This window comes from Roseibium suaedae (assembly GCF_900142725.1).
Taxonomy (GTDB): Bacteria; Pseudomonadota; Alphaproteobacteria; order Rhizobiales; family Stappiaceae; genus Roseibium; species Roseibium suaedae.
The window spans coordinates 513,254-527,841 of sequence record NZ_FRBW01000004.1 but is presented as its reverse complement, the minus strand read 5'-3'; the positions used below and the strand labels follow the sequence as shown (position 1 = coordinate 527,841).

The window sequence follows — 14,588 nt, the reverse complement described above, 5'->3', positions numbered from 1 at the left end:
CCGTTGGTCTTGCAGGTCAGTTGCCGGCGTTGTTCATGGCGTTGGAAACGACGGTGAAGACATCATCACGGATGGTCTGGCCAATCGACAGAAGCGTACCGGTGATGGCCACGCTGATCATGGCGACAATCAATCCATATTCGATGACTGTCGCGCCACTTTCACACTGACCAAAGCGGCGGGCAAATGCGGAGACGTTCCGAGTCAGGTTCCGCACGGAATGACTGTTGAACGGCATCGCTTTTCCTTTCCAGCTCTGGCTTGACGCAACTACCCTGGAACAAGTTCCATCAGGAACGGGATCAGAGGCTCATCTGCCGGCGGCATCGGATAATCGCGCAACCGGACTGGCCTGACCCATTTGAGGACCTGTCCTTCTTGGCCGGTCGGGGTACCTTCCCACCTCCGGCAGACGTAAAGTGGCATCAAGAGGTGAAAATCCTGGTAAGCGTGGCTCGCAAAGGTAAGGGGTGCGAGGCACGCTTCGTTAACTTTGATGCCCAGTTCTTCGTCCAGTTCACGGATCAGGCTTTGCTCCGGCCGCTCGCCTTCTTCGACTTTTCCCCCTGGAAATTCCCACAAACCTGCCAAAGATTTTCCTTCCGGCCGCTGGGCGAGCAGGATCCGGCCATCGGCATCGACAAGTGCACAGGCGGCAACCAGGACAATTCGGCTCATTTCGGGTGTTCCAGTGTCAGACAGGATGAATACGGCTGGTTAACCGTATTCGGAAGCAGAGGTTCAGGAATAAAGAAACGGCGGGGTTTTGCCCCGCCGCCTCAGGATCAGCTCCGGTAGTCGCCGTTGATGGCGACATATTCCTTGGTGAGATCGCAGGTCCAGACGGAAGCTTCGCCCGATCCAAGACCAAGCTCGACCCGGATGACGATGTCTTCCTGCTGCATGACGGCCGTGGTCGCGGCCTCGTCATAATCAGGATCGCGCTCGCCTTCGACAGCAACGCGGATGTCGCCGAACCAGATGGCGAGACGGTCGCGGTCTGCAGGCTCCCCTGCCTTGCCGACAGCCATGACCACACGGCCCCAGTTCGCGTCTTCCCCTGCAATCGCGGTCTTCACCAGCGGAGAGTTGGCGATGGACAGGGCGATCCGCTTTGCCGAAGCATCGCTTTCCGCGCCTTCGACGCGGACTTCGACGAACTTGGTCGCCCCTTCACCGTCCCGCACGATCTGGTGGGACAGAGACTGCATCAGATCGCCGAGCGCGGCCCGGATCGTCTCGTAACGAGCATCCTCAATGCTTTCGACCGGTGCAATGCCGCGCTTGGCAGCAGCGCCCGTGGCGAAGAGCAGCACCGTGTCGGAGGTCGAGGTATCGCTGTCCACGGTGATGGCGTTGAAGCTGCCATCCGTCTGGCTGGAAAGCATGGACTGCAGTACGTCCGCCGAAATCGCGGCATCCGTGAAAATGAAGGACAGCATGGTCGCCATGTCCGGCGCGATCATGCCGGCGCCCTTGGCCATGCCGTTGATCGTGATGGTTTCGCCATCCAGCTCGACCGTCGCGGTGGCAACCTTCGGATAGGTGTCCGTGGTCATGATCGCCTTGGCAGCCTCGATCCAGCTCGCCGGATTTTCAAAGGTCGCCAGACCATCGATGACACCGGAGAACTTTTCGGCCGGAAGCGGCTCACCGATCACACCGGTAGACGCCAGGAACACTTCATCCACGCCGCAATCCAGCGCCTTGGAAGCGATCTGCGCCGACAGTTCGACGGCAGCCTTGCCCTTGCGGCCGGTGAAGGCGTTGGCGTTGCCCGAGTTCACCATCAGGCCGCGGGCCGTGCCACGCTTCAGGATGGCCTTGCACCAGTCGACCGGTGCGGAAGAGCATTTGGAGCGGGTAAAGACACCAGCGACAGTCGTGCCGGGATCCATCACGGCCAGAAGAACGTCAGTGCGCCCCTTATACTTGATCCCTGCAGATGCGGTGGCAAAGCGGACCCCTTCAAGGTCCGGCATGTCGGGATAGGACTTCGGAGCAAGAGGCGAAATCGTAGCGGCCATCAGCCAGTCTCCTGTTAAGCAGCAAGCGGATACAGAACCGCTCCGGACGGGCTTTTATGCCCAGTCCGAAGCGGGTGCGTAAAGCAAAATACCCGTTGGAACGGGCTTATTTCGCCTCTTCAGGCTTGGCGAGGGTCTCGTCCAGGATCTCCACCGTATTCTCGGCCTTCAGCTTCTCCATAGCCGCTTCATAGCGGTCACGGATCAGCTTCTGACGGAGGTTGGCAGAAACCTGCTCAAGCGTCGGCTTTTCCTGGCGGCGCTTTTCTTCCAGAAGAATGACGTGCCAGCCGAACTGGGTCTGGACCGGTTCCTTGGTGTACTGGCCCGGCTCGAGCGCGGCAGTGGCATCTTCAAACGGCTTGACCATCTGGCCCTTGGTGAAGAAACCGAGGTCGCCACCATTCGGGCCGGACGGACCGGTCGACTTTGAACGAGCAAGCTCGGCGAAGTCCGCACCACCATCCAGTTCCTTGATGATCGCTTCGGCCTCGGCCTTTTCCTTCACCAGAATGTGCCGGGCCTTCATTTCCTCTTCGCCTTCGAAATTGGCGAATTCGGTATCATAGGCAGCCTTCACGTCCTCATCGGTGATCTTGTCGTTGATTTCCTTGGCGAGGTAGGCGTTGCGCAGGGCGCGCATGCTGAGAAAATCGATCTGCTTCTTGTAGTCGTCGCTCTGGTCGAGGCCTTCCTTCTTGGCGGCATCCGCCAGAAGGTTCATGTCCACGAGCACATCAAGCAGGATCGAGCGCCACTGAGCCGGCGGAAAACGCTGCAACTCCTGGCCCAGATCCTGAGCAGCGAATGCAAGATCCGCCTCGGTGATTTCAGTGCTGCCGACCTTGGCGACCACATCGCCCGGCTCGGCCGCAAAAGCGTGAGTACCCGCGATCGTCAGGGCCAGAGCCGGAACGATGAGCGAGCGGATCTGACGACGCATGGAATAACGGAACATTCGGTGTCCTTTGCACTTGGAACTGAAAACGCAGAGCGCGTCTCGGCGCAGAGCGTTGTTACATTGCTGAAACCTGCGGCGTTGACAAGCATTGGACCCCCTCTTATCTGTCAATCGCCGTGTTTACGGACAGGGCTACATCTTTGCCCCGCATTTCTGCTGCCCTGCCGCGGTTGAAAAGCGTGGACATCAATTGAGACGATTTCATGGGCAGGCAGCCGGCGGTCGAACGCGGGCGCCGCCCTGCAAGGGAAGGACCGCCACATGGCCGGCCTTGGCGCACTAGCACGTAAGATTTTTGGCTCCGCCAACGACCGCAAGGTCAAGACGTTCAGGGCAAAGGTAGCGCTTATCAATGCGCTCGAACCCGAAATTCAAAAGCTGACGGACGATCAGCTCCGCGCCAAAACAGATGAATTCCGTCAGAAGCTCGCCAATGGCGCTACGCTGGACGACATTCTGGTTGAAGCATTTGCCGTGGTTCGCGAAGCCTCGTTCAGAACCCTCGGCCAGCGTCACTACGACGTCCAGCTGATTGGCGGCCTTGTGCTGCACTCCGGCCAGATCGCCGAAATGCGTACGGGTGAAGGCAAGACCCTGGTCGCAACCGCACCGGTTTACCTGAATGCGCTGACCGGCAAGGGCGTCCATGTGGTGACCGTCAACGACTATCTGGCCCAGCGCGACAGCGGCTGGATGAGCCAGGTCTACCGGTTCCTGGGCCTGTCCACCGGCTGCATTGTCCACGGGCTTTCCGACGAGCAGCGCCGTGACGCCTATGCTGCCGATGTCACCTACGGCACCAACAACGAATTCGGCTTCGACTATCTGCGCGACAACATGAAGCATGAGCGTGGCGCAATGGTTCAGCGCGAACATGCCTTTGCCATCGTCGATGAAGTGGACTCCATCCTTATCGACGAAGCTCGGACGCCGCTGATCATTTCTGGTCCGCTCGAAGACCGTTCCGATTTCTACAACACCATCGACACCTTCATTCCGCAGCTGACGGAAGAAGACTACGAGCTGGATGAGAAGCAGCGCTCGGCCTCCTTCACCGAAGCAGGCAACGAGAAGCTCGAAGGTCTTCTGGGGGCTGCAGGCCTCCTCAAGGGTGGCTCGCTCTATGATGTCGAGAACGTTTCCGTCGTTCACCATCTGCAGCAGGCCCTGAAGGCTCACAAGCTTTTCCAGCGCGACAAGGACTACATCGTCCGCAATGGCGAAGTCGTCATCATCGACGAGTTCACCGGCCGCATGATGCCAGGCCGCCGCTTCTCCGAAGGCCTGCACCAGGCCCTGGAAGCGCGCGAGCATGTGCGCATTCAGCCGGAAAACCAGACGCTGGCCTCGATCACCTTCCAGAACTATTTCCGTATGTACGGCAAGCTGGCAGGCATGACCGGTACGGCTGCGACCGAAGCCGACGAATTCGCCGACATCTACAGCCTGGAAGTGGTCGACATTCCGACCAACCTGGCCGTCAAGCGTATCGACGATGACGATGAGGTCTACCGGACCGTTCAGGACAAGTTCAACGCGATCGTCAAGCTGATCGACGACTGCAAGGAACGCGGCCAGCCGATCCTCGTCGGCACTACGTCCATCGAGAAGTCCGAATATCTGGCCGAGATGCTGAAGCAGCACGGCTACAGCCAGATCGACGTGACCGACGCTGCCGGCTTTACCGCCGCGCAGAAGTCCGAAGGCGGCAAGGCGAAGGTCTTCGCGGTTCTGAACGCCCGCTACCATGAGCAGGAAGCGCTGATCATCAGTCAGGCCGGTCTGCCCGGCGCTGTGACGATCGCCACCAACATGGCCGGCCGCGGCACCGACATCCAGCTCGGCGGCAACGCCGAGATGCGCCTCGACTTCGAACTGGGCGACATGCCGGAGGGCGCAGAACGCGCTGCTGCAGAAGCCGCCATCAAGGCCGAAATCAGCGAACTGAAGCAGAAGGCGCTGGCCGCCGGCGGTCTCTACGTGATCGGCACGGAGCGCCACGAAAGCCGCCGCATCGACAACCAGCTGCGCGGCCGTTCCGGCCGTCAGGGCGATCCGGGGCACTCCAAGTTCTTCCTGTCCCTGCAGGACGACCTGATGCGCATCTTCGGCTCGGACCGCATGGATTCCATGCTGCAGAAGCTCGGTCTGGAAGAAGGCGAAGCCATCATCCATCCCTGGATCAACAAGGCCCTCGAAAAGGCACAGCAGAAGGTCGAAGCCCGCAACTTCGACATCCGCAAGAACCTGCTCAAGTTCGACGACGTGATGAACGACCAGCGCAAGGTGGTCTTCGATCAGCGTATCGACCTGATGGATGGCGAGAACATCCAGGAAGCCGTCGAGGACATGCGCCACGACGTCATCGAGGACATCGTCTCCCGCCACATTCCGGAGCGCGCCTATCCGGAACAGTGGGACACGGACGGCCTCCTGCAGGAAGTTCGCACCCTGTTGAACATCGACGCGCCGATCAAGGAATGGGCCGCCGAGGAAGGCATCGCTGACGAAGAGGTCAAGGAACGCCTGCGCAAGGCAGCCGACGAGGTCATGAACGCCAAGTCCGAGCGGTACGGCGACCCGATCATGCGTCAGGTTGAAAAGGCCATCCTGCTGCAGACCCTCGACAATCTGTGGCGCGAGCATCTGGCCAATCTGGATCACCTGCGCTCGGTCGTCGGTTTCCGTGGCTACGCCCAGCGCGACCCTCTGCAGGAATACAAGACCGAAGCCTTCACCCTGTTCGAGACCATGCTGTCGCAGCTCCGCCAGATCACCACGGCGCAGCTCATGCGCATCGAACTGGTGCAGCAGCAGCCTGAGCCCGCACAGGAACAGCTTCCGGAAATGCACGCTCATCACATAGATCCGCTGACCGGAGAAGATGAGATGGCGCTTGCAGATGCCCGTCTTGCTGAAGCTGCAAACCGCGATCCAAACGATCCTTCCACCTGGGGCAAGGTCGGCCGGAACGAAGTCTGCCCGTGCGGATCCGGAAAGAAGTTCAAGCACTGCCACGGTGCTCTCGACTGACCAGCCTGTCAGGCAACGACTTCTCGACGCCCGCGAAGCTTCCGCTTTCGCGGGCGTTGTTTTGTGCACTGGTGAAAGATCAAAGCGGATCGAGCACGACATCCTGATCATGTACAACCTTAGCTAAATCTTTCCGGAGATGGCGGAAACCACATTTCCTTGAATGATTTACGGTTCGGATCTTGATGCTGGCAATTTGAGGTCAAATCCGGCAGGGTGCGGCCTCGAGATGCCAGACGGACCCGCAATGCAGACTGACAAAACCTCCGTGATCTACAGAACCCGGCGCGCTGCCAGCCGTCCGGATCTTCCGCTGATCAGCATTGTTGTTCCCGCCTATAACGAGGCGGAGGTTCTGGACCATTTCATCACCGACACCCAGGCTGCCCTCGAACCTCTGGGATGCCCTTACGAATATGTCTTCATTGACGATGGTAGCGGTGACAGGACGGCGGACCTGATCGCCCAGCGGCTGGAAGCCGGATTGCCGGGCCGTTTAATCGGCCTGTCGCGGAACTTCGGCAAGGAGGCAGCCCTCAGCGCAGGCCTTGCCCATGCCCGCGGCGATGTCGCCGTCATCATCGATGCGGACCTGCAAGACCCCCCCGGCCTCATCCCGCAAATGCTGGAAGGCTGGAGAAGCGGCTATGATGTCGTCTATGGCGTCCGGGTGGACAGGTCGTCCGACACGCTCATGAAACGATCGACAGCCGGTCTTTTCTACCGGATCTTCAACCGGCTGGCTCACATCGACATGCCTGCGAATGCAGGCGATTTCCGCCTCATCGACCGTGTGGTCATCGAAGCGCTTCTGCAACTTCCAGAGCGCAACCGCTTCATGAAGGGGCTCTTTGCCTGGGTTGGATTCCCCTCCATGGCCCTGCCCTATGAACGGCCGGAGCGCCGGGCAGGCATCGGCAAGTGGAATTACTGGAAGCTCTGGAACTTCGCCATCGACGGCTTTACCGGTTTCACAACCCTGCCCCTGCGCATCTGGTTCTACGGCGGCGCCCTCGTGGCGATGCTAGCCTTTGCCTATGCCCTGTTCCTGACGATCCGGGTCCTTGTCTTCGGCGTCGACCTGCCGGGCTATGCCTCCATGATGGTCGGCCTACTCTTCTTCTCCGGGGTACAGCTTCTGTCCATCGGCATGATCGGAGAGTATGTCTCCCGTCTCTTCAGCGAAACCAAGCAACGGCCGGTGTACCTCATTCAGGATGTAATCGAGGGCAGCGTGCCTGCCTCTTCTTCTTCGGCTGCGCAAGAAAAGCAGGATCTGTCCGCTTGAGTACGCCTCAGCCAACGCTTGCAAGCCGCGCCCGCCGGGAAGCCGTGATGGCCTTCCGGTTTGCGCTGGTTGGGATCGCCGCGACATTGACCCACTCGGCTGTTGCTCTCGGTCTTCATGGCGCAGGCATCCTTCCGGCCCTCGCAGCAAACCTCGCGGGTTTCCTGACGGCATTTGCGGTTTCCTTCACCGGCCACCATTTCTGGAGCTTTGCAGACCTGCGCGGGGCTGGTGATACGGCAGCCCGGATGCGCAAGTTCTTCCTGCTGGCAGTTGCTGGGTTTCTGATCAACTCGGGCACGCTTCTGGGCTGGCTGGAACTGACCGATTGGCCGGAAAGCCTCGGCATCCTGGTCTCCATCGCCATTGTGCCGGCGCTCAGTTTTCTTGGTGCCCGGTTCTGGGCCTTCAAGGCCGCAGCCGTTCCTCCAGCCAACTGACAGAGGCCGCATGCTGACGACCCGCACCGCCATTCTCTACATCTGTGCGATTTCGCTGGCCTGGGCACTATTGCCAAGCCTGCTCTTTCCCAATCCGCCGCTGGATGTGGTGGAAGGCTATGCCTGGGGGCGCAGTCTTGCGCTTGGCTACAACAAGCATCCGCCCATGCAGGCCTGGCTGCTGGAGGCAAGCTACTGGCTGACGGGGCGGGGAACCTATGGTGCCTACTGGCTCAGTCAGATCTCGCTAATATGCGGCTATGCCTGTATCTGGCAACTGGGCCGGCGCATGGGCCTGACAGTCGCCGAAGCCTGCCTGTCCGTCCTCCTGGCCAGCGTCACGTTCTATTTCACGCAGCCAGCCCCGGAGTTCAATCCGAACATCCTCCAGATTCCGGTCTGGGCCGGGATGATGCTGGCGTTTCACCGGGCCCTTGAAAAGGGCAAGCTGAGCGACTGGATCCTCCTTGGCGTGCTTTCCGCCTTCGGGCTCTACACGAAATATTTCGCCGCGCTCCTGATCGGCACGATCGGCCTCTACGCTCTCGTCTATCCACAAGCCCGCCGCCACATTGCAACCCCTGGCCCCTGGGCCGCGATGGCGACCTGCATCGCCCTGATCTTCCCGCATCTGATGTGGCTTCGAGAGACCGATTTCCAAACACTGACCTATGCCGCCAATCGCAGCCAGACCGCATCTGGCCTTGCCGATCACCTCACCAGCCCGCTGAACTTCCTGACCGGTCAGCTTCTCAATCACGCGCCGCTTCTTGCCGTTCTCCTGATCGGCTTTGGCGCAAACCTGAAGCGGGCCGCCTCCGGCTTCACTGCTCTCCGGCAGCAAGAGGACAAGCGAGGGCAAGATCAGCGCTTCCTGCTCTGGTTCGCGTTCGTCCCGCTTGCCGTCGTGCTTCTGGCCTCCGCCGTCACAGGCAGCGCATTCAAGCAGATGTGGGGCACGCCCATGTTCGTGCTCTCCGGGCTTCTTTCCATCTGGTTCCTGCGCCCGGTTCTGGCCTTGCTTTCCCAGCGCAGAACGCTCTATGCAGCGATCTTCATTCAGCTCGTCTTTCTTGGCATCCTTGTCGGGCAAGCGGTGCTTGAGCCGCTCTGGAAGACCAAGGCCACCCGCATTCACTATCCGGGACAGGCGATCGCCAATTTTCTTGAAGGCGAATGGTCCAGCCGCATGGGAACACCCCTTCCCTATGTCGCCGGAGACATGTGGAGCACGGCCAATATCACGCTGCACGGGGAAAGCCGTCCGGTGATGCTTCTCGACGGCGACCTGACCTACTCGCCCTGGGTCGATGCGCAGGACCTGCGCGAACGCGGGCTGATGCTGGTCTGGTCGGGCAAGGACCAGCCGAAGGTTCCAGGACATCTGGCACACTTCTATCCGGACATGGACGCCGATGGCAGCCGGGATTTCGTCTTTGGCAGCAAGACCACCATCCCCCCTGTCACCATATACTGGAAGATCATTCCGCCAGGCGAAGTCCGCGAATGACCTGCCGTCAAACGGGAATCTGTAGCCTTTCGTAAATCCCCGGAATAGGCTGCCCGAATGATCGATATGGCAGACATTGATGCGGTGGAAAGCTGGCTCGTGGACCAGGCTCTGCACTCGGCCCGCGTTCCGGACATGTTTGGCGACATGTGCATCCGCTTGCGGGAAACCGGCGTGCCCGTCGACCGGGCCCTTCTTGCCTGGACCACCCTTCATCCGCTCTTTGATGCCGAGACAGCCTTCTGGAAGACCGGCGAGGCCGTTCAGCACGCCCGCTTCGAACATGATCAAGAAGACGAAGAGGACGACGGCTGGCTTTCCAGCCCCATGAGGTCAGTGCAGGTGAACCGGTTGCCCCGTCTGCGCAGGCATCTGGAAGGCGCAAATGCAGAACTCGACTTCCCCCTTTGCGCAGAACTCTCGGCGGAAGGCTACACGGACTATTTCGTCCTGATGACGAATTTCCAGCTCCCTGCCTTGAAGGAAATGCACGGCAACACCGGCATCATGATCAGCTGGGCAACCCGGCAATCCGGTGGGTTCCGCGACGATCAGATCCAGGCCATCGAATACATCCAGCCGCGCCTTGCGCTCGCTGCCAAGGCCAACCTTGAATCAGAAATTGCCCGGACTGTCGCCGAAACCTATCTCGGCCGCTCCGCAGGCACGCGCGTCCTGAATGGCCAGATCCGCCATGGGGACGGCGAAAAGATCAACGCGGTCATCTTCTACAGCGACATGCGCAATTCCACCCGCATCGCGGAGGCTCTGGGGCCTGATCCCTATCTTCGCTGGCTGAACGGCTATTTTGCGGCCACCGCAGGCGCAGTCATTGCCGAAGGCGGCGAAGTGCTCGACTTCATCGGCGACGCTGTCCTTGCCGTCTTTCCGATCGACGAGACCGGCCTGGAGGGGGCTGTCCGGCACGCTGTTGCCGCGGCAGACCAGTCGCTTGAAAATGTCGCCCGTATCAACGCAGGTGCACCGGTCAATGGCAGCCAGCCACGGCTCGAAATCGGCATTGCCCTGTCCGTGGGTGAAGTCATGTTCGGCAATATCGGCGTTCCCGAACGGATGACCTTTTCTGTCATCGGCCAGACGGTTCACGCCGCCGCACGCATCGAAACGCTGACCAAAGCCGTCCAGAAGCATGTTCTGATGACTGCGGATGTTGCTCAGTATGTGCCGGGCCGCGCCGAACCTGCGGGAGAATTCGAACTCAGCGGTTTCAGCGCCCCCGAACCGCTCTTCGCCCTCTCTCAGCGTATTACCAACCTCAAGTAATAGCGACCTATTTGACCGCGTTTTCGGATCGTCCGGCAAGAAGCGTTTCGCAGGGCGATGCGGTGCATCTTCCAAGAAACGCGACGTAGCCCGGGCGGTTCGAAAACGCGGCCTCCGGTGGCCACTTCCGGCTCCCCGGACGTCGTTACGCTGCTTGCCCGATGCCCGGCATCGGACGGCGCACCGCGCCTAGCCGGGAACCCGACTGAGGCCATCAAATAGGTCGCTATTACTTGAGGTTGGTATTAGGCCAGACAACAAAAAGGGCCGCCGATGGGCAGCCCTTTCATCTTGTCATCGGCGTGGAAGATTCAGAGAACCTTGACCTTTGCGCCGATCTTGACCTGCTCGTAGAGATATTCGACGTCGCTGTTCAGCATGCGAATGCAACCGGAGGAAACGGCCTGGCCGATGCTCCAGTCTTCATTGGTGCCGTGAATGCGGTAGATGGTGCTGCCGAGATACATGGCACGGGCACCCAGCGGGTTCTTCGGGCCACCCGGCATGTGAGCCGGCAGCTTGCGGCCCTTCTTGCGTTCACGCACAATCATTTCCGGCGGCGGAGTCCAGCCCGGCCACTCGGCCTTGCGGGTGATCTTTTCCGTACCCTTCCAGGTAAAGCCGTCCTTGCCGACGCCAATGCCGTAGCGCATGGCCTTGCCGTTGCCCTGAACGTGGTAAAGCCAGCGCGCATTCGTATCGACAACGATCGTGCCGGGCTCTTCCGGGCCGGAATAGCTGACAAGCTTGCGCTTGTATTTCTTGCGGGCAATCTGGCCAGCCATTTCCGGGGTCATCTTCAGGGAGACCCAGGTCTTGCTGTTGGGATCAAAGAAACGATTGTCGGCATGAGCCGGGCCGGCGGCCACGAGCAAGCTCAGTGCCAGCGCAGATAGGACAACGCGGTGCATGAAAGCATCTCTCGAACATGTGCGGGCAGGCCGCAAGGAATCGGATAGCGATGAGTAGCATGAAGCCACAGTGCCATCATGCCAATTATGATTAATTTTTTCTGACCAACTCCGGGGGGCGGGCCTGGAAATATGACGATGATCCCCAGCCTCTTCCCCAAGGGCAGGCTTGCGCAGCCTTTCGCCCCCCGGATAGATGAACCTCACAGACAAAATGATCCGGGGAGTTTCCATGACCAGCCTTGCACCGGCAACCAGTTCAACCTTGCCCCTTTATGACCTGCCGGCGGCAGACGGCAGCCATGCTGCACCAATCCTGCTGATCCACGGCTTTGGCGGGGACCGCCAGACCTGGGCAAACATCCAGACTGCGCTTTCCCCCAGCCGCCGCTCCATTTCGGTGGACTTGCCCGGTCATGGCCAGGCCATCGGCTGGCCGCGCATCGGCAATGCAGGTGTGGCCGCAAAGGCCGTGTTCCAGACCATCGAGGCTCTGGAGCTGGAAAAGGTGCATCTCGTCGGGCATTCCATGGGCGGCGCCGTCGCGGCCCTCGTCGCTCTTCGCGCACCTGAGCGCATCGCCAGCCTGACCCTCCTGGCGCCCGGTGGTTTCGGCCCGGAAATCAACCACAAGCTCCTGCGCCGCTATGCGGCTGCCACTGACCCCGCAGAAATGGAGGCGCTCCTTGAGCAGTTCTTCGGATGGAGCTTCAAGCTGCCCAAGTTCCTTGCCCGCACCGCTGCTGAAAGCCGCGCCAAGCCGGGAGCTGCGGAAACCCTGAAGGCAATTGCCGACGAAATCATCGACGGCGACGTGCAGAAGACCCTGCCCCTGCGCGAGCTCGCAGACCTGCCATGCCCGATCAAGGTCGTCTGGGGCACCCAGGACCGGGTTCTGCCCACCCGTCAGGCCCACAAGCTGCCCGGCATGATCTCCGCTCACGTCTTCGACGGCGTGGGGCACATGCCTCATCTGGAAGTTCCCCGGGAAGTGACGCGCCTCATTCTGCAAAACGCAGTTTGCGCCTGAACACTGCGGGCATCACCCGGCAAAAACAAAAACGCCGCGCAGAAAACCTGCGCGGCGTTTTTCTATTCTCGTCCAAGGGCTTTGGATCAGGCAGCCCGAACGCCCGTCAGGAAACTTGAGACTTCCCGGCGGATCAAACCGGCCTGTTCGGCCAGCGACTTTGCCAGACGCTCCACTTCCGCGCCGGTGGCTCGGGCATGATCCGTTGCGCCTGCGACAGCGCCCATGCGGGTCGCGCCTTCATCCGAACGGCTGGACGCGTCAGACACGTTGCGGGCAATCGACTGAACCGCCGCATCCTGCTGCACCACTGCGGAAGCCACGGCCGAGGCCAGGCCTTCCATCTCGGTGATGATGCCGCTGACTTCCGAAATCGCCGAGAGAGCCTGCGAGGACGAGCCCTGAATGGCCTCAACCTGGTTGGCGATGTCTTCGGTTGCCTTGGACGTCTGATCAGCCAGCTGCTTCACCTCTGCCGCGACAACGGCAAAGCCCTTGCCGGCTTCCCCGGCGCGGGCAGCCTCAATGGTCGCGTTAAGCGCGAGAAGGTTGGTCTGGTTGGCAATGTCCCTGATCAGGCCCATGACCTGGCCGATCCGGTCGGCGGCGCTGGAAAGCTGATCCATCGTGCGGGACGTGTCCTGGGCACTCGCCACAGCCTTCTTCGCAACTTCGGTCGATTTGGAAGCCTGGCTGGCGATCTCGTTGATCGAAGCAGCCAGCTCTTCTGCGGCAGAGGCAGCCGAGTTGACGTTCTCGGCGGCGACACGCACCGCGTTGCCCGCCTCGCCTGCCTGATCTGCCACATCATCAGCCGCCGCTTCCACGGCAACAGAAGTCTGCACCAGTTCATCGGTCGCATGGTCGAGATTGTGAAGCGCCCGATCGACAATGCCTTCGAAGTTGGAAATCAGCTGCTCTAGATTGGCCACGCGGGCATCCCGCTGGGCGTTTTCCGCCTCAGAGGCAAGCGCCAGGCTCTGACGCTCGACCGCATTGTCCCGGAACACGGAGACAGTGGCAGCCATGGCCGCAATCTCCCGGCTGCCCTTGGCTTCCGGCAGTTCGATATCCGTCTGGCCGCTGGCGAGAGCCTCCATGGCCGAGCTCAGGCGGCCGAGCGGAACAGCAATGGAGCGGCCGATCAGCAGGGCGGCGGCGGAGAGGCCGATCAGCAGGCCAAGGATGACCAGCATGACCGCGCCTGTCGAGAAGGTGCGGATGGCATCCAGATCACTTTGTGCCTGAAGTTCCGCAGCCCTTGCCGAATTGTTGAGAGCCTCAAGACGCGGCGGCAGCAGGTCGAAGAGGTTTTCCAGCAACTCGACGGACTTGCCTTTTTCAAGGTCCGCAGCCGTGAAGGAGTCGAATGCTTCGCGGTAGACCTGCATCTTCGTGGAGATCTCGTCCTTGATCTCATTCGGCATGTAAGCCTTCTTGACCAGGCGCTCATATCGGCCAAAGGCAACTTCAAAATTGCCCAGGGCGACGTCGTTCCGGTTGATCACATATTCCCGCTCGGCGAGCTGAATTTCGAGGATCGCCCGGAAGAGCTTTTCGGTATCCGGCGTACCACCGAAGTTCATTTCCTTCTTCAGGCGGGTCTGAACTTCACCGGCGGTCTGCACGAGCGTGCCACGTAGTCCGCTTTCGGAATCGAAGCCGATGGTGGCCTGCACACCGTTCAGGGTATCGAAGGCCCCCGAGACGCCTTCCAGCGTATCGCGCAGATCCGCAAGATCAGCCCCCAGAGTTGTCGTGTCGTCACGCTTGGCAATCTCGTCCAGCGCTGCGAGGGCTGCAGTGTGCTGGTCGCCAAAGGCGGCGTAGCTTAAGTCTCCCGGCTGGGCGAGATAGCCCTTCTCAATGTTTCGCATCCGATCAATGATCTGGGCGACATCGGAAATATGGCGTGACAGGCTCGCACTTTCAGACAATGTGCTGAACGACTGGGCGACCCGGTCCTGGCTCCACCAGAACACGCCCCCAAGCACCAGCAGACCTACGGCAGTAATCAGACTAAGAGAGAGAATCCGAAACCGGACAGACAGACCCGTCGCTCTGCCGTCCGCAGACATCTTGTTTATTTTCATGGCGGCAATGC

The 14,588-nt window shown here is 60.4% G+C and carries 12 protein-coding genes; 6 read left to right on the top strand and 6 right to left on the bottom strand.

Features of this window, described 5'->3' with window-relative positions; translation table 11 throughout:
- Positions 1-16: 16 nt before the first annotated feature.
- The 4 genes from BUA94_RS18845 to BUA94_RS18830 form a co-directional block, all read right to left on the bottom strand.
- Positions 17-238: a Flp family type IVb pilin gene (locus tag BUA94_RS18845; protein ID WP_073014843.1), complete on the bottom strand. Its 222-nt coding sequence runs from the start codon at positions 236-238 to the stop codon at positions 17-19.
- A 32-nt stretch (positions 239-270) separates the two neighbouring features.
- The gene (locus BUA94_RS18840) at positions 271-678 is read right to left on the bottom strand and encodes a (deoxy)nucleoside triphosphate pyrophosphohydrolase (RefSeq protein ID WP_139251198.1); all 408 of its coding nucleotides are present in this window, start codon (positions 676-678) and stop codon (positions 271-273) included.
- Positions 679-785: 107 nt separating this feature from the next.
- Positions 786-2,027 (bottom strand): bifunctional glutamate N-acetyltransferase/amino-acid acetyltransferase ArgJ, encoded by a 1,242-nt coding sequence (gene argJ, locus BUA94_RS18835; protein WP_073014841.1) that lies wholly within the window; start codon positions 2,025-2,027, stop codon positions 786-788.
- Between the two features lie 106 nt (positions 2,028-2,133).
- Entirely contained in the window at positions 2,134-2,985 is an 852-nt protein-coding gene (locus tag BUA94_RS18830; RefSeq protein WP_073014840.1) for a peptidylprolyl isomerase, read from the bottom strand.
- 264 nt (positions 2,986-3,249) lie between these two features.
- On the opposite strand from BUA94_RS18830, the gene secA reads away from it, so the two are divergent.
- From secA to BUA94_RS18805, 5 genes are all read left to right on the top strand, one after another.
- Positions 3,250-6,021: a preprotein translocase subunit SecA gene (gene secA, locus BUA94_RS18825; RefSeq protein ID WP_073014839.1), complete on the top strand. Its 2,772-nt coding sequence runs from the start codon at positions 3,250-3,252 to the stop codon at positions 6,019-6,021.
- A 247-nt stretch (positions 6,022-6,268) separates the two neighbouring features.
- A complete protein-coding gene (locus BUA94_RS18820; protein WP_073014939.1) occupies positions 6,269-7,309 on the top strand; it encodes a glycosyltransferase family 2 protein in 1,041 nt (346 codons plus the stop codon).
- The gene (locus BUA94_RS18815; RefSeq protein WP_208980153.1) at positions 7,306-7,749 is read left to right on the top strand and encodes a GtrA family protein; all 444 of its coding nucleotides are present in this window, start codon (positions 7,306-7,308) and stop codon (positions 7,747-7,749) included. Before BUA94_RS18820 ends, BUA94_RS18815 begins: the two co-directional genes overlap by 4 nt.
- Before the next feature lie 10 nt (positions 7,750-7,759).
- Complete coding sequence (locus tag BUA94_RS18810; protein ID WP_073014838.1) at positions 7,760-9,259, top strand: glycosyltransferase family 39 protein; 1,500 nt, start codon at positions 7,760-7,762, stop codon at positions 9,257-9,259.
- Between the two features lie 57 nt (positions 9,260-9,316).
- Positions 9,317-10,543 (top strand): adenylate/guanylate cyclase domain-containing protein, encoded by a 1,227-nt coding sequence (locus BUA94_RS18805; RefSeq protein ID WP_073014837.1) that lies wholly within the window; start codon positions 9,317-9,319, stop codon positions 10,541-10,543.
- A gap of 311 nt (positions 10,544-10,854) precedes the next feature.
- On the opposite strand, the gene BUA94_RS18800 is transcribed toward BUA94_RS18805, so the two are convergent.
- Positions 10,855-11,454, bottom strand: coding sequence for a L,D-transpeptidase (locus BUA94_RS18800; RefSeq protein ID WP_073014836.1), 600 nt, complete (start codon positions 11,452-11,454; stop codon positions 10,855-10,857).
- A gap of 232 nt (positions 11,455-11,686) precedes the next feature.
- Here BUA94_RS18800 and BUA94_RS18795 point away from each other — a divergent pair, with 232 nt between their 5' ends.
- On the top strand, positions 11,687-12,484 hold the full coding sequence (locus tag BUA94_RS18795) for an alpha/beta fold hydrolase (RefSeq protein ID WP_073014938.1): 798 nt from the start codon (positions 11,687-11,689) through the stop codon (positions 12,482-12,484).
- A gap of 86 nt (positions 12,485-12,570) precedes the next feature.
- Here BUA94_RS18795 and BUA94_RS18790 read toward each other — a convergent pair whose 3' ends face one another.
- Positions 12,571-14,577: a methyl-accepting chemotaxis protein gene (locus tag BUA94_RS18790; RefSeq protein WP_073014835.1), complete on the bottom strand. Its 2,007-nt coding sequence runs from the start codon at positions 14,575-14,577 to the stop codon at positions 12,571-12,573.
- Between the last annotated feature and the right edge of the window lie 11 nt (positions 14,578-14,588).

Coding starts and splice junctions, on each gene's coding strand:
- BUA94_RS18845 (WP_073014843.1), bottom strand. CDS start 238: ATGCCGTTCAACAGTCATTCCGTGCGGAACCTGACTCGGAACGTCTCC.
- BUA94_RS18840 (WP_139251198.1), bottom strand. CDS start 678: ATGAGCCGAATTGTCCTGGTTGCCGCCTGTGCACTTGTCGATGCCGAT.
- argJ (WP_073014841.1), bottom strand. CDS start 2,027: ATGGCCGCTACGATTTCGCCTCTTGCTCCGAAGTCCTATCCCGACATG.
- BUA94_RS18830 (WP_073014840.1), bottom strand. CDS start 2,985: ATGTTCCGTTATTCCATGCGTCGTCAGATCCGCTCGCTCATCGTTCCG.
- secA (WP_073014839.1), top strand. CDS start 3,250: ATGGCCGGCCTTGGCGCACTAGCACGTAAGATTTTTGGCTCCGCCAAC.
- BUA94_RS18820 (WP_073014939.1), top strand. CDS start 6,269: ATGCAGACTGACAAAACCTCCGTGATCTACAGAACCCGGCGCGCTGCC.
- BUA94_RS18810 (WP_073014838.1), top strand. CDS start 7,760: ATGCTGACGACCCGCACCGCCATTCTCTACATCTGTGCGATTTCGCTG.
- BUA94_RS18805 (WP_073014837.1), top strand. CDS start 9,317: ATGATCGATATGGCAGACATTGATGCGGTGGAAAGCTGGCTCGTGGAC.
- BUA94_RS18800 (WP_073014836.1), bottom strand. CDS start 11,454: ATGCACCGCGTTGTCCTATCTGCGCTGGCACTGAGCTTGCTCGTGGCC.
- BUA94_RS18795 (WP_073014938.1), top strand. CDS start 11,687: ATGACCAGCCTTGCACCGGCAACCAGTTCAACCTTGCCCCTTTATGAC.
- BUA94_RS18790 (WP_073014835.1), bottom strand. CDS start 14,577: ATGAAAATAAACAAGATGTCTGCGGACGGCAGAGCGACGGGTCTGTCT.